General features: G+C 40.3%; 14 protein-coding genes. 5 read left to right on the top strand and 9 right to left on the bottom strand.

From position 1 onward, the window contains the following. Nucleotides 1-37: 37 nt before the first annotated feature. The 7 genes from B4F91_RS08160 to bcsR form a co-directional block, all read right to left on the bottom strand. Nucleotides 38-1,531 carry a peptide MFS transporter gene (locus B4F91_RS08160; protein WP_024032295.1) on the bottom strand — a complete coding sequence of 498 codons (1,494 nt, stop codon included), beginning with the start codon at nucleotides 1,529-1,531 and terminating at the stop codon, nucleotides 38-40. A gap of 245 nt (nucleotides 1,532-1,776) precedes the next feature. After that, entirely contained in the window at nucleotides 1,777-5,595 is a 3,819-nt protein-coding gene (locus B4F91_RS08165) for a cellulose synthase subunit BcsC-related outer membrane protein (protein WP_286938804.1), read from the bottom strand. Then, nucleotides 5,586-6,713, bottom strand: a complete 1,128-nt coding sequence (bcsZ, locus tag B4F91_RS08170) for a cellulose synthase complex periplasmic endoglucanase BcsZ (RefSeq protein ID WP_286938805.1) — start codon at nucleotides 6,711-6,713, stop codon at nucleotides 5,586-5,588. The genes B4F91_RS08165 and bcsZ overlap by 10 nt, the downstream gene beginning before the upstream one ends. Beyond that, entirely contained in the window at nucleotides 6,713-8,959 is a 2,247-nt protein-coding gene (gene bcsB / locus B4F91_RS08175; protein ID WP_286938808.1) for a cellulose biosynthesis cyclic di-GMP-binding regulatory protein BcsB, read from the bottom strand. Before bcsB ends, bcsZ begins: the two co-directional genes overlap by 1 nt. Next, complete coding sequence (gene bcsA, locus B4F91_RS08180) at nucleotides 8,952-11,621, bottom strand: UDP-forming cellulose synthase catalytic subunit (protein ID WP_004588339.1); 2,670 nt, start codon at nucleotides 11,619-11,621, stop codon at nucleotides 8,952-8,954. Before bcsA ends, bcsB begins: the two co-directional genes overlap by 8 nt. 2 nt (nucleotides 11,622-11,623) lie before the next feature. Next, on the bottom strand, nucleotides 11,624-12,337 hold the full coding sequence (gene bcsQ / locus B4F91_RS08185) for a cellulose biosynthesis protein BcsQ (RefSeq protein ID WP_004588340.1): 714 nt from the start codon (nucleotides 12,335-12,337) through the stop codon (nucleotides 11,624-11,626). 31 nt (nucleotides 12,338-12,368) lie between these two features. Continuing rightward, entirely contained in the window at nucleotides 12,369-12,548 is a 180-nt protein-coding gene (gene bcsR, locus B4F91_RS08190; protein ID WP_004588341.1) for a BcsR/BcsP family cellulose biosynthesis protein, read from the bottom strand. Between the two features lie 114 nt (nucleotides 12,549-12,662). Between bcsR and bcsE the strand changes: the two genes are divergently transcribed. The 3 genes from bcsE (at nucleotide 12,663) to tyrR (ending at nucleotide 17,802) form a co-directional block, all read left to right on the top strand. After that, nucleotides 12,663-14,285, top strand: coding sequence for a cellulose biosynthesis protein BcsE (gene bcsE, locus B4F91_RS08195; protein ID WP_288635547.1), 1,623 nt, complete (start codon nucleotides 12,663-12,665; stop codon nucleotides 14,283-14,285). A 169-nt stretch (nucleotides 14,286-14,454) separates the two neighbouring features. Further along, on the top strand, nucleotides 14,455-16,035 hold the full coding sequence (bcsG, locus tag B4F91_RS08200) for a cellulose biosynthesis protein BcsG (protein WP_286938816.1): 1,581 nt from the start codon (nucleotides 14,455-14,457) through the stop codon (nucleotides 16,033-16,035). 210 nt (nucleotides 16,036-16,245) lie between these two features. Beyond that, complete coding sequence (gene tyrR / locus B4F91_RS08205) at nucleotides 16,246-17,802, top strand: transcriptional regulator TyrR (RefSeq protein ID WP_004588344.1); 1,557 nt, start codon at nucleotides 16,246-16,248, stop codon at nucleotides 17,800-17,802. A gap of 18 nt (nucleotides 17,803-17,820) precedes the next feature. Here the strand turns inward: tyrR and B4F91_RS08210 are convergent, their stop codons facing one another. Further along, nucleotides 17,821-18,315, bottom strand: coding sequence for a hypothetical protein (locus B4F91_RS08210; protein WP_004588345.1), 495 nt, complete (start codon nucleotides 18,313-18,315; stop codon nucleotides 17,821-17,823). A 103-nt stretch (nucleotides 18,316-18,418) separates the two neighbouring features. On the opposite strand from B4F91_RS08210, the gene B4F91_RS08215 reads away from it, so the two are divergent. Then, nucleotides 18,419-18,955 (top strand): thioesterase family protein, encoded by a 537-nt coding sequence (locus tag B4F91_RS08215; RefSeq protein WP_004588346.1) that lies wholly within the window; start codon nucleotides 18,419-18,421, stop codon nucleotides 18,953-18,955. A 60-nt stretch (nucleotides 18,956-19,015) separates the two neighbouring features. Here B4F91_RS08215 and B4F91_RS08220 read toward each other — a convergent pair whose 3' ends face one another. Then, nucleotides 19,016-19,669, bottom strand: coding sequence for an OmpW/AlkL family protein (locus tag B4F91_RS08220; RefSeq protein WP_004588347.1), 654 nt, complete (start codon nucleotides 19,667-19,669; stop codon nucleotides 19,016-19,018). A gap of 261 nt (nucleotides 19,670-19,930) precedes the next feature. On the opposite strand from B4F91_RS08220, the gene dapE reads away from it, so the two are divergent. After that, nucleotides 19,931-21,115 carry a succinyl-diaminopimelate desuccinylase gene (gene dapE, locus B4F91_RS08225; protein WP_286938818.1) on the top strand — a complete coding sequence of 395 codons (1,185 nt, stop codon included), beginning with the start codon at nucleotides 19,931-19,933 and terminating at the stop codon, nucleotides 21,113-21,115. Nucleotides 21,116-21,218 lie beyond the last annotated feature (103 nt).

The raw sequence follows: 21,218 nt of genomic DNA on the forward strand, positions 1-21,218 counted from the left end.
ATTATAAATAGTATTACGCGTAATTAAACGTGCAATATTATGCAGCTTTTTCTTCTAGGCCTTGTTTTTCCCATACTTTCGCTTTAAAGCTCATAAGCACTAAAACAATACCTACGCCAATGCTAAATAAGGCAATTTGTAAGTATAAGTTAGGGATTTCTTCAACGTTATTTGGATCAAAGTTACCAGCCAGTAAGCCAGCAATAATGTTACCAATTGAATAAGTTAATACAAATACACCCATCATTTGGCCTGTGTAACGACGCGGCGAAAGTTTACTTACCGCACTTAATGCTACAGGGCTTAAACAAAGCTCACCCACTGTATGTAAAAAGTAGGTTGTTACTAGCCAGTATGGCGCTACTTTTAAGCCTTCAGCTGCGTAGTGAGCGGCCATAAACATAACTAAAAAGCCAGAAGCCATAATAATTAAGCCCATTGCACATTTTACGCTGTAAGTCGGCGATACCATCTTTTTAGATAAGTTAATCCAAAGCGCGGCAAAAAATGGCGATAAAGCAATAATAAATAGTGAGTTTAAAGATTGGAACCACGTAGTCGGAATTTCAAAAGTGCCAATAAGGCGATCTGTGTAATCACGGGCAAATAGGTTAAGTGATGAACCCGCTTGCTCAAAGCCAGACCAAAAACACGCAGAGGCAACACACACTAAAAATAGTGCCCACATTCTTTGTTTTTCGCCCGCTGTTAATTTACCTGTAAAGTAAATAACCCCGAAATAAATAAAGAATATAATAGTAAACACAACAGCTGTGTAGCCTGCTACAACAGTTGGGTTAATAATAATTGCGCCCGTCATTGCTGCAGCGGTCACACCAGCGGCAATAACAACAAAAGCAGCAATACCAAACCATGCACGAGATGCACCTTTAGCGCTTAATGGGTTAGCCGGTAATGCACTGTGCTCTGGTAGGTTGTTAAGCGTACGCTTATATTGGATTAAGCCAATAGCCATACCCACAGCAGCTGCACCAAATGCCCAGTGCCAACCTACGTTTTCCATAAAGTAACCACATACGTAGTAACCAATTAAAGAACCTAAGTTAATACCCATGTAGTATATAGCGTAACCGCCATCACGGCGCTCATCAGCGTCGCTGTATAACTGGCCTACCATTGCGCTGATATTTGGTTTTAGCAAACCAGTACCTGTAGCAACAAAGATCAAACCAATAAAAAATGAATACTCATGAGGCACGGCCAAAATAATATGGCCACACATGATGATGATACCGCCGTACCATACGGCCTTTTGACCACCGAATAATCTATCCGCTAGCCAACCACCCGGTAAGCCTAAGAAATAAACGGCACCTGTGTATAAACCGTAAATTGCAGCAGCTGATGCAACCGTAAAGGCAAGGCCTTCTTCTTGTAGGCTTGCTGTCATAAACAATACGAGCATCGCTCGCATGCCGTAGTAACTCATTCGTTCCCACATCTCAGTGAAGAACAATGTCGAAAGTCCTTTAGGGTGGCCAAACCAACCACTATCTGGAGCTGAACTCATATTTACTTCCTAACTTTAAGAATTGTTGTAATGGCCTTATAATTTTTTGCTTTAGCTGTTTTGTGCCATGGGGCACTAAAACGCTCGACCATCTGTATATTATTTGTAGCTAAGATAATGATTTGCTAAATGGTAGTAACACCACAAGGTAAGAGACACACCCTTATCCTAGTTACAATTGCGCTCAAGTATACATATACCTTAGTGCGAGGGGAAGCATTCGCGATGTATCACCTTGCACTGCGTTAAAAGTCTGCATAGGGAATAATTGGGGTGCCAGGAAACTCTAACGTCCCGTACACAGGATTGAAGTAATAGCGAATATAGAGCTGGCCAAAGTTTGGTTCGTAAAAGTCAGCGCGATCGATGGCTAAATAACCACCAAAAAACCAATGCGGTGTTATACGGTACTCAAAGCTCCCTTCAAGATTGTATGACACGCCAGAGCTGTCATCACTCTCAAATACTGGGTCTACCCCGGTAATCGATTCTCTATCGTAGGCTTGTAGCTGCAAGTCATTATCGTTAGGATAAAAATCAATGGCTTGGGTTTTTGTTTGCGAATACGAAATCCCCGTTTTTAAGCGATAAACAAAATCATCGCCCCAGCGCGCATCGTAGCTTAAAGGCACCGACAACCCAACGTAGTTTTGTGGGCTATAGTAACCGCCGTGGCCCCATGTTTCTTCACTTAAATTATACTGATATGCCCAATGCAATAGACTTGCGCCGACGGTAAATTCGCGTTCTTGATTACTAATAACGCGATAATAAGACCCGCCCATTACTCTATAGCGTTGGTTATCTTTAACATTTTGCCCTTTATAGAGCGTAAAGTCGGCGCTTGACCAAAAGCCCCAATCGCCACCTAAGTCATGAGATAGGTTGGCAGTTAGGCCTGTTGAGCGCACGCCGCCCCAAATTTCACCGGTATTTACATCTTCAAGCCCAGCATAAGAAAGCACGGAGCTTGTTACAGGGCGTTTTTCGAGCTCTAGGCTATAACCAAAGTCGCCAATACTGTTGGCGTAATTTACACCCCATACTATGTCTTCAATTAAAAAGCCAAGTGGGGTCGTGCCTACATCAACACGCCAATTTTCATTTTGCCAGCCAATACCTATGTCGACCCCATCTTGCTCAGGGCTTACTTCATCAATAGCACAGGTAAATATACAAAGTGCACCTTGGCCGTAGCGGCTACCAGCAAATTGCTCATCAAAGCGAGTTGTTTGTGCGCTAATAGTGGTTGGGTCTATTTTAATAAACCCTTGGCCTTGCCAAAGTGGAAAGTAGGCCTCAATAGATACTAAGCCTGCGCCAAGAGTCGCCTCGCTTTCGGTGCTTGTTTGGCCACTAAAGTTAACCCCAATAGCAATGTATGCTTGGTTTTTGTTTTGCTCATTAATAAGCTCGCGCTTAGCGCCATTAATATACCACGCATCATTTTCATCTATGCGAGCAATTTGTTTGTAAAACGATTCATCGTTTAGGCGTTGCTCGCTTGATAGCGTTTTTAAATACCATTGCTTAGCTTGGTCTTGTTCATTAAAATTTCGAGCAACTTCAGCGCCTAAATAACTAAGCTCTTTATCATTGGGTGATTTAGCAATTAATTGATTGGCTAAAACTAAAGCATCACCTGCGTAATTAAAGTCATTTAACGAGGCCATTATTTGGCGTTGTAAGTAGGCTTGCTGATCATCTGTTTGCGTTATTGCGCGCTCAGTAACTTCTTTTGCCTGAAAGTCGTTACCTAATTCTCTGTAAGCTTTTGCTATTGCAAGCATTGCTTGAGGTTCAATTGGCTGATTGTTTTTCAGTTTTTGCTGATAAACAATAATTGCTGACTCTTGTTGCCCCAGAGCTAAATTAGCATTTATTAATGCCGTGGTGATGGCGGGTGTACTTTGGTACTTTTGATCAAGCTGGTTCAGCTTTGCTAATAATTCGCCACCTTCGTAATACTGATTAATATACGTGGTGTATAAATTGACGTACTGTTCTACTTCGCCAGCACTTGCATTATTAGGCAAGCTGTAATGAGAAAACCATTGTTCTACAGCAGGGCGCTCGTTTTGTTCTAATAGCCACTGCGCGTAAAGCATATGCCAATAAGGTGATAAAGTAGGCTCGGTATTTAATGCATTATTAATTAACTTTAGAGCGTGTTTTTTCTCATCTATTTGATACCAGCTACGCGATAGCTCGGCTTTCATTACTGGAGTTAAATTTTGCGCTTCTAAATTACTTAAATGAAAAATAGCCGTGGTTCTATTTTTGGTATTTAAGTGTCGCTCGCTTTGTCGAAGAGACTCGTTGAGCCTAAGCTGTTGCTCAAGAGAAATTATATCGTCATTTCGATCATTAACCGGCACATACTCTAAGGTGTTTAAAGCGCCTTGATAATCATCAATTGAGCGTAAAAATAAAGCATGGCTATAACGTAACTGTGGATTGAGCGGAAACTGCCAAAGCACATTATTAAATAACGTTTTTGCCTTTTGAGTTAACCCGTTTTGTTGATAAATAAACGCTAAATCGTAATAAAGCCAAGGCTGCTCAGGGGCCAGTTCAATAGCCTCTTTTAAGGTTTGCTCAGCAAGCTCTGTATCGCCTGCATCACTATATTGGCGTGCTTTTTCGCGAAGCTGGCTACTTAACGTTGCCGCATACACAGGTTTTAGCTGTGCTTTTTGAGACTGAGATAAAGCATTATAAAACTTGATTAACGACTGCTCATTGTTATCCAATTCAACAATTTCTAATAACCCTGTTAGAGCGCCATTATTAAGCGGATCATTTTTTAACACGGTTTGATAAATAGCGGCCGCTTGTGAATAATTACCTTGAGCAAATTGTAACAATCCGCGGTTATACAAAACGCTAGCAGGGTCTTGCTCAAGTGTGTCGGCTAAATTTAATTTAAGCAACGCCGTTTTAAACTGACTATTATTAATGGCTTCTTTAGCTTGGCGTATGTAAAGCCAAAACTTCGCTGTGGCGGCTAAATCTTTTAGCGTTTCTCGCTCGGCAAAATCGGCGGTATGCGAATACGCCTTAGTAAAATAATTATAAGATGTTTGATTTTTACCCATACGCAAATAAAGGGTGCCAAGGCTGCGCATAATTGCTCCATCGTTAGGGCGCCCTTTGAGCGCTTTTAGTAAAAGCGGCTCTGCGGCAACGAGCTTGTTTTTTTCAAGCAACGCCTCACCTTTAAGCCATAGTTGGTAGGCCGGGTTAGCTAATAATTTTTGTCGCGCTTTTAAATCTTTTTTGAAATCTTGATACTGTAATTCGCCTTTGCTGCTAAACGGATACACGCTAAAGTAGCGCTGAAATTGCTTTTCTGTAGCGCTATTTAATTGCATGTTAGATAAAGCACCTAACCAGATTGCTTCTACTTCATTACTGTAGCGAGAGGTGGCACCATATTTAGTTAAAATAGTTAGCGCGGTGCTATCAGTGGGGTTATTTCTGAGTAAGTGGCGCGCATATGCAATATCTACCGCGCCGATGTTTTCGTAACTGCGTAGTAGCCTTTCGTAGCCTTTTTTTACATTTTGCCATTGGCTTTGCTCTTGTGCATACCAACTTAAATGCTCAAGCTCAAACGCTAAGCTTGGATAGGTGTTTTTAAAAAGCCTGCTGTAAATTAATCGCGCTTGTTCGTAACGTCCCGCACGGGCAAGTAATTTAGCTTGTTGTATATCTGCTTTGTCTTCGTTTTCTAATCTAGCAATTAATCGTAATTGTTCTACACAAGGGTGGGTACGTGTGTTGTTACTATCAATTTTTCTTAAAATTTGATTTGCTTGTATAGCCTTACCATTGGCAAACTCAAAACGAGCAAGCGCACACTGGCTTTCTATTCGATTAGGGGCAATGGCCAATAACTTTTGTAAGCTATCGGCAATTAAATCTTTATTTTCTTGCACTTCACCAATATTGATTTGGCTTAAAAGCCACTCAACAGAGTGTGTATCAATGTCATTATTTGTTTTAGCATGCACACTTGCGCTGACTGCTAACGTACAAACAACAGCCCATTTTAACGACATTCAGTGCTCCACCTTGGCTTGAGCGTCCCGTCTGCTGTTATTAAGAAGCGCTTATTAAGCGCACTACTACCAAACAGATTTAATACACTGTCGTAATAGCGTGTTTGTGTGAATGACTTATCGACCATTAACTTTTGTTGAATGGCCATAACCAAAGAATCATCGCCATTTTCTTTTAGCATGGGCAGTAGGGCAGCATTAAAGCCTAATGGGCCACGCTTTTGGATTTTGCCAGAGCGCGCATAGGTATTTAAAGGAACGTAGCCACGGCTGTTTATAGCCTCTACAAAAGGGGTAAACTGCTCGCTTAGTTGTGCTTTGTATGGCGCATCGTTCGCCATCATGCTGGCCCATAAGTAAACCCTAATGGCGTTAAAACTGCCTAAATCGGTTGCTTTTTTATCGTAATAAAAACCTTTTGCTGGGCTATACATCACCCAGTCAGGGCTCACTCCGTTTTTAGCGGTATCCAAAATAAGCTTTGCAGACGCTTCATGTAATTGCTGCCAAGGTGAGTGCGGGTATAATTTGCTAAATTGCTGATAAATAAATAACGGTGAATAACTAGGGTTGAGTTTATAGGTGTTATTTTCAAATTCAAACCCAGCAGGGGCAGGTAATAAAGTAAGCCCTAAGCCTGAAATATAGGCGGTTTCTTCTCGCATAATACGCTGCGCTAATACAGCAGCTAAAATACTATAGCGGCGGTCGTCCCATAAAATAGCTGCTTGCGATAAACTATATGCTATCCATAAATCAGAATCTGATGCTGGGTTTGAGTCTATAATCCCATAGGTATCATTACCTGTTTCACCCCATTGCCACGCAGGCAGACGTGTACTTAAATCGCCTTCAGAGAGATGGTCTTGCGTCCAATCTAAAATGGTATCAAACGCGGCTTTGTCGTTTGCTACTAGCGCAAAAAATAGTGCGTATGATTGCCCCTCTGAGGTGGTAATATTTTGTTTTGAGCCTAGGTCTATTACGCGGCCTTCATCACTAATAAAGTGATTTTTAAATACTTGCCACCCCTGCCAAGGCTCGCACTGCTGCGTTTGCGCTGACACAGAAAAACTTAAAAAAGCGGCTACTAATAATGCTCGGTTAAGTAATGTCATTATTCATCTCCTTCAGCTAAACGCTTATGGGTGAGTGCTTGTAGTAATCGCCATAAAATAAATGAAATTAGTAACAGCGTTAATATTGAAAGCAGAGCTAAAATAAATGGATGGTCAGATAAATGGAACCACACCAGCGTATGTACAGGAATATGACCAACAAAGTATTGCTCTTCAGTTTTTATTGTTTTAACGCCTTGTGAGTTTATAACCGCAGCACTGCCTTTTAATTGGCTTAATGTTTGCGAGTCCATAAGGGTTTTATCAATTAAGCCAAATGCTTTTTCAGTGGTGGCATTAAGTGATACAACAGAGCGTTCAGAATCAAAAGGAGATTGATAAGCTGTAATTACCGCCATATCTCCGCTACTTTTTACACTTACTTGTATTTTATCTGTGGCTTGCTCATCGTATGCACCGTTGTAAATAGCTTGCTTTATTTCACGTTGGTTATTCGTTAAAAGTACGTTTGTATGCGCATCTTCATCTAGTTGCTGAGCTGTGCTGCCAGGCTTTGCAACAACTAAAATATCTTTGTCGTCTAAATCAACATTTTCATTTAAATGGGCCACTGTCATTCTGTGGGTTGGATACCCCGTTATTGCACCAAAATGACCGGTAAGATTAAACAGCAAAGTTAACGCTTTTGCAGAAGGCTGCGGGTCAATTAGTACAAGTGTTTGCTGTAAATCGGCATATTTGGTGTACGGGAAGCCACTGTTCGCAAATACATTCAAATCTGGCAGGGCAATGTAATGATCAAAACCACTTACATCAATATTAGAATTACCATCAATAACACCAAACTCACCACCAGGTGGTGCTATTGCACACTCACCTTTTTTCAGCACACCAAATCTAAAATCAAAGTTTAGCTCGTTCCGAGTGGCTAAGTTTATGCCATTAAGTGAAAAGTTTTCTGCGTTTTGTGTAGTATCGGTATTGGCAATAAGTGGCAATAATGTTTTTGTAGTATTGAGTGTAGAATCGTCGTTATCTAACAAATATCCACTAATAAACTTTTGATTAATCAACATATTTAACCGAGAGTCCAAAGACTCGCTCTCGGGTGTGCTGCGATATTGCAATGTAATGGGGATGCCTTTTTCTCGCCAAGTAAATAAATCTGGAGCAAAACGCACGTTTAATTTTACGGGTCCGTTATTTAACCCTTGTGCTTGTAGCTGATTGTCAAAATCAATTAATTCGTCAAAGTGTACTGCTCTATCAGCGCGTAACCAGCGCGGGGCATCGTACGCTTTGCGAAGCGGTAGTTGGTTAATTGCTTCTATGCTAGCTGTTCTGCCGGTCATGACTTTATGGCCAAAGGCCAATCCCGTGACGGCGGTTTTTAAATCGTCTTCATCACGCCCTAAAATAAGCAACATTTTGCTGTATCTATGTAGTGGGTTTGAAATAATCTCAACGGTTGGCTTTTCCACATCGGGATAGTCTTTTAAAAAGTCAGGCTTTGAATCGTTGGTAATAAAAACCACGCTGTGCGTATCTAATGATTTGTTAATCACCACCGGAAAATCAGCACCACGCCAGTCAGCTTGCGCGCCAAACCAGCTTGAAAGAGTCGCAGCCGCTTCAATCGTTTTGGTGTTAGGTGTTTTTGCAAACACAAACGGTAAGCTTAACTTATTGTAATCTTTGGCATCAAAAAAGGGCTCTGGTAAATATTCTAAACGGCTATCTATTGCCAGTTGCTTTTGATTGAGCGTGATATTGCTCGATTTATTAATTTCGGTCCAAATAGAGCGACTAAAGTAATCTTGGCAACGTAAATCATAATAACCAACAAGCTCAAACCGTACTTGGTTGTAGTCTTGTACATACTTAGCATTGAGTTTTAGGCTATGGTTAACGGTATTTTTAACCACACTTAGTTGCTCATTTATGGGCAGTACTGTGACTAAGTTTTCATTAAAATACACTTTTAAATGCGACACGTTAGCAATCAATGATGGCGAGTTTGTGTACGAAAAATTAAGCTGTAAATCGGTGCTTAATTTATCAATGCGGTTGGTAAAATCCACTCTTGAGTTGTTATTTATGCCATCAAGCTTGTAGCCATTAAAGCCTAAAGCAGCAAAGTCTAATCTTAAACTAGACACGTTGGCGCTTTCTGGGTAGCCATTTATAAACACAGATTTATCGTGCATTGGCTCAATAGCACATGCTTTGTAAGCACTGCATGTTAAAAACAGTATTAGAAATGTATTAAGCAAATTTTTAATCATAATTATTATGCACTATTGGTTTTTTAGGGGTGAAAGAGTTTATATATACAACAATTTTTGTCATTAGTTTTACAAAGGGTTGTAATGGCTTAGGAGCATGAAACAATAAATTGCTAAATCCTCTTAAACTTGTTTTTTGTACTTCTTTAAAGCTATATGAAGGGCGGTCATGACGAAAATTATTTTGCCAGTCAAGCCACGCATCCGCTCTTGAAAAGGTGCACTGTATAAATGCTTTTTGCTTTTCGAGCGAGAGATCTTTTAACGTTAAGCCTATTTGTTTGTTTCGGGTGTTACATACATACGTTGTAAACGAAAACTGTTTATTACCGCGGCTCATTAATAGCTCTATTTTGTCGTTTACTCGGCATAAATGAGCGTGCTCTGTTTCAATACCCACTCCATTATCAGAGTAATCGGTAATTTTAACTTTTAACGTATGCCCATTTGCTAAGCGCACGCCCGCCGGAAAGTTTGCCTTAATACGGTGTGACTGCCTGACTTGCCTAGCTTCTGCAGCCACGGCTACCGCAGCGCCTAAAATAATAATATTATAAATTGCCCAGCCCATGCTGATTAACAAAACGCCCACTTGGCTAGGATCGCCAAAGCCTAAGCGTAAAACACCTACAAGCATGCCAACTAAGTTTATGAGTAAAAGTACCAAGTAGGGTTTAGATATACCCCAATCGTAATGCTCTTTATCATTTAAGCCGCCTTTTTCTGTTACGTTAAACTTACCCTTATTAGGGTTTATTAGCGCAACGGTTGTAGGCTTTAATATGTACCAGGCAAGAACAGACTCATACACTTCACCCCAAAAAGAGTAGCGATATTTACCCTGAATTCGTGAGTTGGTCGCTTTTATTTGTATGAGTGTAGGCACTACATAAATAAAAATAGCTAAAAACGGCGCATAAATAATGTAAGCATTAAAGTATATGAGCGCCAGTGGCGCGGTTAAAAATACAATACGCGGAATGCCCGATAAAAAGTGCAGCATGGCGTTTAAGTAGCACAGTCGCTGTGGTATATCGAGCCCTTTACCTAAAATTGGGTTATCGAGCCTAAATATTTGTGCCATACCCCGAGCCCAACGAATACGCTGGCCAATATGTGCAGAGAGGCTGTCGGTGGCAAGGCCTGCAGCTTGTGGGATATTTATATAAGCGGTTTTGTAACCAGCACGTTGCATACGCAGTGCAGTGTGGGCATCTTCGGTTACCGTTTCAAATGCAAAGCCACCAATATTGTCGAGTGCTTCACGTTTTAAAACGGCGCATGAGCCACAAAAGAAGGTGGCATCCCACATGTCATTACCATCTTGGATCAACCCATAAAAAAGCATGTTTTCATTAGGGATTTGGCTGTGGTTATTTAAATTACGCTCAAACGGGTCTGCTGAGAAAAAGTGATGCGGTGTTTGCACTAAACATACTTTGCTGTCTTTTAAAAATTGCCCCATGGTCATTTGTAAAAATGAGCGGGCAGGTACGTGGTCACAGTCAAAAATAGCAATGTAGTCGCCGTTAGTGTAGCGCATGGCGCTATTCATATTACCGGCTTTAGCGTGGTTATTATCGGGTCGTGTTAAATAACCCACCCCCACTTTTTGAGCAAATTCTTTAAACTCTGGGCGTTTGCCATCATCAAGAATATACACGTTGAGCTTATCAGCAGGCCAATCAATGCTCATCGCCGCAAGCGTGGTAGGTTGTACAACGCTTAATGGTTCATTATAAGTAGGAATGTATACATCGACTGTTGGCCATAAGTCGGTGTTTTCTGGCAACGGAACAGGTTTACGCTCTAGGGGGTTTATAGTTTGAAAAAAGCCTAAAATGAGCACTAGCCACGCATAGGTTTCAGCCAGCAGCAAGCCTGCGCCTAACGTAAGCGCAACAGGGTCATCCCAATTGAGGGTTTCTGTGTAGCGCCACCATAAATAACGCGATGAAGTGGTTACCGATAGGGTGATCATTACAATGGTGGCCATTTGCCCTTTAACGCGCTTGAGCCCGTATGCCACTATCAAAATAAAACTAATAAACACGGCTTGCGCTTCTAGGCTAAACGGAATGGTTATAAAAATAGCCAGTAAAAACAATATAAAGGCTACAACCACATATTTTATTAGTTTATTTTGCCATATCTTAGCGTCAGCCATGGTTTTAAAAGCACTTTTTTTAGAACCCTTAACGTTTTTTGATAACAAACGCTTTAGTAATCTACCTAGCTTTAAGTCAAACCAACGCAACTGTTTAAGTGAATAACTTACCCCATTATAAAACTGATTTGATAGCCGTTCCCTTACAGAGTTATTTTTAGGTTTGTATTTAAAAAATAACAAATAAACGCTTTGAATGATAAAGCGCAAAATATTTGAATAAATAAACGTGCGGTACGGCAAGCGAAGATGCGGGTAGTAATCATATAAAATAAGTTCAAAGTTAATTTTGTGGTCTTTTATATTGATAAACAATGAACTAATCAGCGTAATAAAAGGCATTAAAAAGGCTTCTATTACGTTTACTTTGTGCTGGTTAAAATAACTATGAAACTTAAATAAAATATAACGTACAAGTTTTTCAGTAAAAATAATGCTTAACAGTAAATACAAAGTACTGTGTATTGGGCGCTTATAAAATAAAGAAAAGCTCATAACTACAGGGCCGATTTACTTACAAGCCAGCCGGCAAGTGTTTCAAAGTCATCGTTAGCAACACTGTAAGGCGCACAATTAAGCGCTACATTTCTATAGGCTGTAGACTCTTTAATTACTTCATCACTATTTATAAAAAAAGGCGCCATAAGCGGCAAGGTAGATTGCCACAAAGAAAACAGGTCAAACTCAAGTGTTGATGCAGAGTTATAACGATTGACTAAAAAGAAGTGTTTCCACTGGTTGTCAGTGTGTTTTAACGTTTGTAGTTTTTTATAAATTAAGCTGTGGCAAATAGCATCACAATTAACTATTTCAATCACTATGTCGTTTTTATCGAGCGGATAGTGGGTGATATCAATATGTGCAGGGCAATCAAAAAGAAGCCAAGCATTATTGTTATAATCCAGTTTATTGCAATTGTTAATAAAGTCGAATAACGCGGCGGTACTAACACTTTTATCGCCAAAAGGTAAAAACACTATGCCATCACTATCTTGATGAAAGTGCTCAAGGGCTTGTTCAAAGTCCTGCTCGTTACTCCAGCCGTGGTTGTACTGCCAAGGCAGGCCAAAGTGCAGGCCCAAATCGCTTTTAGAATCTAAATCTATAGCAATAACGTCAGAGCCCGATTTTTTTAATACGCAGGCTAAGTTGGCAACCATAGAAGTAGCGCCAGTGCCGCCTTTAATGCCTTTTAGAAAAATTCTTTGCAAGGGGTTGTTTACCTGTCGTTTTAATTACTACTTACGCATTTACTGCACGGTGTATTTCGTTCAGTAATGCGTATTTTTCTATTGTTTGTTTATTTTTTTGTTTATTAACAATTTCAACGTAATCTTCACTTTTGCCGCCAAAACGCCGTGCAAGGTTCTCAATGTCATTTGATGTTAAGGTTTCAGAGCTTTTTGTCGTTAAATTACGCATTGTTGCCTTTATAGTGAAGTTTATTATTTTTATTTAAAGTGGACAATATTTGTCTATTATATATAGAATAGCGGGTAAAACTAGTAAAAAAGTATTTTTTATAGGCTAAATTCAGTGCAAAACTTTAACATTTCAGGCTTGCAGCCCTCTGCTGCAGAGCTAAAACCTGCATCGTTATATGCAATTTTAGCCCCTTTAGACAATTTTGCTACTGAACTGGCATTACATGCAATTAATAAACCCTCAGCCTCTGATATTTATATTGTTTCTTCTCAAATAGAAACATTTTTTGAAGGCCCTTTTAGCGATGCATTAAATCATGCATTTGACCAACACAAAGTGCATCCGTTTAGGTTTTCGGCAGATACACGCGACTGGCCAAAGCAACAAATAATTAACAATACGCTAAAAGAGCTAAATGCTTATAAACAGCTAAATAATGCATTAGTCATTGTTCACTTTAGTACGACTGATTTAGCCTCATTGGATCAAAAGCAACTGATGCAAAGTGTTCAGACCTATAAAAAATTTAGTACACAATCAGGAGCGACCGTTTTATTTTTAGTTTCAGGCCCTGAGGTGACTAACTATCGCTTTTTATTAAGGCGGTTAAATTCGGACCTCGACGGGTTGGTATATGTTGAAAATGATTCAACAGTGCGCGTACTAGAGTACGATTATTGGCATCACAGTACAGGTATCATCGCCTCTGTACAGTATCCATTAATGATTGAAAATGGCTGCTTTAAAGTGCAGCAAAATAGTATTACGGAACAACAAACCTCAACATCGGGTGTATTTGCAGATGAAGACGACGTGTGGATTGTACAAGGAGCTATTCCTGAAGGGACCAAGCTTCCTGCAAAATATAAAATAATAAAAGACAACAATGCGCTTTTTGCAAAAGGCCCTAAATTAGAGGCGGCAACATTGGTATTTGCAGTATCTCGCTATACCGATTTAGCCCTGCTTGCCAAGCAATGCTTTGAGCTGAGAAAAAACTGTGGTCGCTGGCTTAAATTAGTGATTCAGAACGTTGATGGGGTGATCCGCCATCAAGATGAATGCTTATTTTTGACCTTAGGTGTTAATCTTATTTTGTATAGTTTTTCAGAGCCTTCAAGGTTGCTCTCACAGGTGCAGTCAATTCAAGGGTTTCAATTTTCAAGACCGTTACCGCCTTCTATTGAACATGTACTTCAATTTACCGAAAATACCTTTTCTAAAGGTTACCTGCCTTTTATAGAATTTACCAAACAGGTAGAAGTTCACAGCGATTCAGCTGTAAATTTAGGGGTAAGTGGAGTGTTGGTTAAATTAGAGCTTTTGCCTCGGATTGACCCAATCCACCCTTTGCATTTATTTCATATAAAGCGTGAGGGCGACGTATTCAGTTTGGTAGAAAACACCGTGTATTTGTATTTACATGCGTGTCGCGAAAATGATGTTAACAATGCGATAAAGCACTTGTTTAAATTAGAAACAAACGATTTTTTTGCGCAGCAAAATATTATTTCCGATCATTTTTATATTCAGCAAGAATGTAAACAGCTTAGGCGTTATTATGCGGGCCAAGATATAACCGATTACTCTGCCCAATTAAAAGAGAATGAAAGCTATAAATTTTCGCAAAAAATAGATGCAAGTGTTGCAGCTGATTTAGAAACACCAGAGTTTACTAAAAACGAGCGCGCAGATGCTGTGCCGTTTAAAATGGCCATAAAGAGTAACGTATGAGTATCAATCAATTATTGATTACAGCAATTTTAGCGATGCTAGTTGGCGTATTTTTATGTATGTCGGGGTCGTTGATACTGAAAAAAATAAAAAAATACTATGCTCAGCTTACGTTTAAACATGAAGTACTCGAACCTTACAAACCAAATAGAATAAAGAAGGGTAAATAGTGAAATTATCAGGCTTAGGGGTGTGGAACCTCTATTTTTTAGTTAAGTTTGCACTTTTTTATTATGGTGCAATCGACTTTGGCTTATTAGCAAATGCAGCGCTGGCTGCTTTTTTTGCTATTTCTTACACGCACCCTTTACTAAATAAAGCCAAACATTGGTTAGGCGCGGTAATGGCTATTGTTTTACTTTATAAAGATTCGTGGTTGCCCCCTATAGACCGTTTAACACGCCAAGCTGGTAACGTGCAAGACTTTAGCTTTGGCTACTTTTTAGAGCTCATGGCGCGTGTTATTAATGTTGATATGTTATTGGCACTGTTTGTTATTACTGTGTGCTTTTGGTATTGCTCACAGTGGATACGCTTTACCACCGTAACAGTTGTTGGGCTTATGCTTGTAGCTTGGCAGGGCACAAACAACGAGGATAATTTAATTTCACAGCCAGTGGCGGCTAATAATGTTCAAACAGCGGCGCCTCGTGCACAAGCACAAGTGGTAACGCAAGAAGCAAAATCGCCTGATCAGCAATTAAAAGAGTTTTATCAGCAGCAAAGTTTGCTAGCAAGCCAATTCCCTCAGCAATATAATGGCGAGTTATTTGATGTCATAGTACTAAATATTTGCTCGATGGCCGTGGCTGATCTAGAGGCCATTGGCGTAAGCCTTGATGATTTATATAGCGATTTTGATGTGGTGTTTTCTGATTTTAATTCGGCTACTTCTTACTCTGGGCCTGCTGCAATTCGCCTTCTACGAGCAAGTTGTGGTCAAACAAGCCAAACTGCCTTATTTGAAAATGCACCAGAGCAGTGTCATTTGTTTAAAAATTTAGAAAACTTAGGTTACAAAAGCAATGTGGTTATGAACCACGACGGCCACTTTGATGAGTTTAAAGGTTTGGTGAAAAAGTTTGGTAAAATAGATGAGCAGCCTTACGATATAACTAACTTACCTGTAGCTCAATACGGGTTTGACAACAAGCCTATTTATTCAGACGGGGCAGTACTAAACTCATGGTTAAATGATAAAGGTGAAGACTGCGCGCCATGTGCTATGTATTACAACACCACCAGCTTGCATGATGGCAATCAACTAGCGAATCAAGCCCGCATGAGTAGCCTTGAAAGTTACCCAATTAGACATAAAAACTTATTTAACGATATTAACGGGTTTATTAAAAACCTAGAAAAACGTGGTCGTAATGTCATGCTGATGATAGTACCTGAACACGGCGCAGCATTAAAAGGCGATAAAGTGCAATTTGCTGGGCTTCGTGAGATTCCAAGCCCAAGTATTGTATCTGTTCCGGTGGCGATTAAGTTTATTGGTAAAAATGTACAAAGCTATTCACAAACGCTTGTAAGCGAATCAACAAGTTACTTTGGTTTATCGGAGCTAATTAGTGGCGTGCTTAGCACAAACTTTTTTGCAGGTAATGGCAATATTGCCGACTTAGTTGATACGCTGCCTCGTGCACCTAAAGTAGCCGAAAACGCCGATACAATAATGATGTATGTTAATAAGCGCCCTTATATTCAATTAGATGGCGGAGACTGGACCCCATACCCGCAAAATTAATAGCATATATGCATGACCTTTTTTAAAACGCAGCTTACACGCTGCGTTTTTTAGTTTTAAGCTGTACGTTATTACAGTTTGATGTTTATAGGCGTGAGTTTATAGTGATAAAGGACAATGGTTTGTCCAAATTTGTTTACAATTTACTGTATTGAATAACGGAGTTAGCGTATTATTCGGCTAATATAGTTTTTCCTTATTCGAGGATGTATGCGTCTAGATATTCATTGTGCCGACCGTGTAGGTATTGCCCAAGAGATCCTAAATATTTTAGTAAACTACGATGTTGACTTAAAAGGGATTGAGGTTGATTCGGTAAATTGCCGTATGTATGTAAGCTTTCCTGAAATTGAATTTGAGCAATTTCAAAAAATTATGCCTTCTATTCGTTTGATTGATGGCGTACATGATGTTCGCACAACCGCCTTTTTACCCTCTGAGCGAGAGCATAACGAATTAAATACACTGCTGCGTGCACTTCCCGATGGTGTTATTTCGATTGACGCAAAAGGGTGGGTACGCTTGTGTAACGACGCTGCCTGTAAAGACCTACAGTTGAGCGAAAAAGAAGTAGTAGGGGCCAATATTAATAACCTACTAAAAGGGTTTAACTTTACGCGTTGGTTAGAAGGCAAAGAAGTACTTGGACAAACAACCCGGGTAGATGTTGCTGGTGAAGACTTTATTGCCGATATTTTACCGATTGCCGTCCCGCAAGGTGGTGAAGGTGACGTGTTAGCTGGTGCGGTTATAAATATAAAATCGCAAAGCCGCCTTGGTCAGCAGGTCAGTGCCTTTAGACGTTACGGGCAAGAAAGCTTTGCAACTATTCATAACTTTAGTACCGCTATGCGCCGGGTAGTGCGCGAAGCACGCAAAATGTCGCAGCTAGAAGCACCCATTTTAATAACCGGAGAAACAGGCACAGGTAAAGAGCTCCTTGCTCGTGCGTGCCACTATGCCTCTAATCGTTCGGTTAAGCCGTTTATTGCACTTTCGTGCGCATCTTTGCCTGATGATGTGGCTGAATCTGAATTATTTGGTTACGCCGGATATGAAGAAAACACCGCACCTAAACGCGGGGTCCTAGAGCAAGCAGATGGCGGTACTGTGTTTTTAGATGAAGTCGGCGAAATGTCTACACAGCTACAAACAAAGCTGCTGCGCTTTTTACAAGACGGCACATTTAGAAAAGTGGGCGACGAAAACGAAGTAAAAGTAAACGTGCGTATAATTGCAGCCACACAAAAAGATTTACCCGCGATGGTGCAAGAGGGCGTATTTAGAGAAGACCTATACTATCGAATTAATGTACTCACATTAGAGATTGCACCACTGAGAGACCGTAAAGCTGATGTGGGCCCATTAGCCGAGCACTTTATTCAAAAGTACGCACAGCAAAACGGCCACGCAATTCCGCTTTTATCACAAGAGTGCTTACGCTTTTTACAAGAATACCCGTGGCCGGGTAATGTGCGCCAGCTAGAAAATGCAATTTATCGGGCGGTGTCGTTACTTGATGATAGCGAGCTACGTGTAGAGCATTTGCAATTGCCCACCTTTACCCATGATTTAGGCTACTTAGAGTCAGATTTTGAAGGGTCGTTAGATCAAGCGGTAAAACGTTTTGAAGCAACCTTGCTACGCAAATTGTATCCGGCTTACCCAAGCTCAAGACAATTAGCTAAGCGTTTAGGGCTTAGCCACACTGCAGTGGCAAATAAACTACGAGATTACGGTATTAATCGCAAAACTGTTAAAGTTTAATAGCCGCTTTACTGGGCACTAGCTCTTAGTGCCCATGTTTTTAGTAACCCCATCAATGGCGATTGTTTCTATGCCATTTTCATCAAAATTAATCACTATGCTTGCGTTATTACGAGTAAAAAAGTAACTGCGGCCATTAAGCTCAATCACGTAATTGCCTTTTACGGGGTCTTTGAATTGCTGCTTTTTTAAACTGACAGTATGTTTACCTATTTGCCAATCAAACGCTTCAATAAAGCCATTATTAAATTCTTGTACCCACACTTGGCTTTCGTCTTTAGCTAAAGTGATTGCCACCGAGTATGAGTTAGGTAATTGCGACATATCGTAGCTTTTGCTACCTATCGAAAATTTACCAAGCTGCTGCTGCCATGCAAAGCCAAAATTAAAGGTTTTTTCTATACCTGTTGGGTAAGTTACCGTACCTGGGCCTTTAATTGTAAAATCGGCCAGTGCGCTGGTGCTAATGCATAATAAACTGGTTGTGAAAAGTGTCGCTAATTTATATTTCATACTATGACTTTTTTATATTTATAATTTGAGATTAAAACAGAACATTCGCCTTAACAAGTGGCTATGTTACACTGAGTTAACTTTATACTGGTAAGACCTTCTCGTGAACTTATATATTAGACTTCTTTTATTATTTTTTAAAATTAAGCGCAACCGCGACTACCAACAGTTACTTGATACTGTTGATATTGATTACAAAGCGCTACCAACAGACTGCGATATAAACCTGCATCTAACAAACTCGCGTTATTTGGCTATGATGGACTTGTCGCGCACTTGGATGATTGAGCGAATTGGTCTATTAAAACAAGTAATGAAGCGCCGTTGGTTTCCTATTGTTAATGCTACAGCCATTACTTATATTCGCGATATTAAACCTATGCAGCGTTATACCATTAGTACCAAGCTGGTGGGGTGGGATCATAAATATTTTTACATTGAACAAAAGTTTCATTCTGCGCGTGGCCTGCACGCTATAGCGTATGTGCGCGGTGTGTTTAAAAACAAAAAAGGCATTGTCAGTATTGAAGAAATGCTTGAAGTAGCCGAGTTTGATGGTGTAGCGCCTATTTTACCAAGCGAAATTATGCACTGGAAAGAAATGCTTGAGCAAAAAAAGGTGAATAACCTTCCTAAATAATTTTTATAAAATAAGGCCTTTCGGCCTTAAACACATAGAACATAGGTGCTGCAAATTTAATTAAAAGCTGTACCTAACACCAAACATGGCAACGACAGGGTCAAGCTCAACGGTTGATGTAAGGGCTTTTGCACCGTTTGCATACACTGTGGCATCGGTATCTATATCAATCATTGATACCATGGCATGTAGCCCCCAATGTTGATCGATTTTATAGTTAGCGCCTACTTGTGCAATAAAGCCAAACGAATCATCGAGTTTTACTTCAACATCGTCTGTGCCTAGGGTTGCTTTTAGCGCTTGAGAAGGCTGTTCGTCAAAAAAGGTGGTGTAATTTAACCCTACACCAATAAACGGGCGTAGCGCGTAACTTGTATCTAAAAAGTGGTATTGCGCAACTAATGATGGCGGAAGCTGTTTGATGTCGGCAATTTTATTGCCAGCTAACCCACCTGCGCCATTTACATCGTGCGAAAACGGCGTAGCGGCAATAAGCTCTACCACCCACTTATCGTTAAATGCATAATCGATTGTAATACCTAGCTGCGTGTCAGAGTCGCCTTTGAGACCCAGTGTTGGCGCTTCGTTAATTGCCGAGCTGCTGTTATCTGGATTTACATTAATAGCGCCAACATTAACGCTAAGGTTAGCGTGTGCCGCAGGGGTAATAGCAAGTAAAGAGGTAAGTAATGCAATGCTGATTTGGGTTTTCATGTTGTGCTCCAATAACTACTTTTTGATTGACGCTATTATTGCAATCTCCGAGCGTTGAAAACCTGTTCTAGATCAAAGTTTCAAAAATGTTTGAAGTATGTGAACCCTTTTCTTGATTTAGATTAAAGTCAGTGCAAAAAGTATTTTAATTAATTGACACAGCTATGTATTTAACGGTCATCGCACTGTATTAACTTTGCCATTATTTGGTCATATTCTCGCGCTTTAATAATCTTTCTTATGGTTATTGAGTGTGTTGTTATGTCTGTTGCAAAAGTATCGCAAAACAGTGTAAGTAAACCTTTAAGCGCGGTGGTAAAAAATACGCAAACGCTTATTAGGTTTGAGTCTGTAACGCCTAATCAAGGCGGTGCCATAGATTGGCTTAGCAATGAGTTAACTGCGCTTGGCTTTAACTGTGAGCAGTTTATTTGTGAAGGCGTTACCAATTTAATTGCCTACGTTAGTTTTGAACAAGAAGGACATTGTGTTGCGTTTTCTGGGCATATTGATGTTGTGCCCGCAGAGTCTAGCGACTGGCTAAGCCCGCCTTTTGCCGGCAATATTATTAATAATGCCGTGTATGGTCGCGGCGCTGCCGATATGAAAGGCGGTGTGGCGGCTATGCTTGGTGCTACTAAGGCACTATTAAAAGAGACTAAAAGTAAAAAAGGGCGTTTTTATTGGCTTATTACCTCCGATGAGGAAGGAGAGGCTGAATTTGGCTCAGAGGTAATAGCCGCGCGTTTAGCAAAAAATAACATACAACTTGATGGCTGTATTGTTGGTGAGCCGACAAGCTCTACACACGTAGGCGATACAATTAAAAATGGTCGCCGAGGCGCTATTTCTTCTCGTATAAAAGTTCACGGCAAGGCCGGACATGTTGCCTACCCACAGAACACTATAAACGCTGCGCATATCGCAGGTAATATTGTAAATTGTTTAAGTAATTTAACATGGCCTGACGATGAGCCAAGCTCTAAAACCACCTTGCAAGTGACCGGCATTAATATAAATAATGTTGTTGATAATTTAGTGCCTAGTGAATGCGAAATTACCTTTAATGTGCGATATAGCCATGGTTATACAAGCAATGCAATAAAGCACTGTATATCAGCGGCGCTGAGTGAATACGCTCAGCACCTTGAGGTTGAATGGGAGCGAGCGTGTGAGCCCTATTATACGCCACCAACAAACGGGTGGAGTTTATTGCAGCAGTTAGAGCACACCATTTATGCGCAAACAGGGAGTTACCCCATGTTAAGTACCAGTGGCGGTACTTCGGATGGGCGATTTTTTGCAAACCAGCATACCCAAGTTATTGAGTGCGGCGTTAAAAATAGTACCATTCATCAGGTAAACGAGCATGTTCCGGTTGATGATTTACTTAAAATTGAGGCCATTTACACAGACTTATTAACGCGAATTTTTAGCCATAAATAGTAATCGCCCAATAAAAATAAACAGCGAGAATCACCTCGCTGCTTATTTGAGTAGGGCGTGTTGATCTTTAATGATTGAGTTTGCAGCAGTATGTTTGGTTTTT

It is taken from the genome of Pseudoalteromonas sp. UBA6610 (assembly GCF_002433295.1).
Taxonomy (GTDB): Bacteria; Pseudomonadota; Gammaproteobacteria; order Enterobacterales; family Alteromonadaceae; genus Pseudoalteromonas; species Pseudoalteromonas atlantica.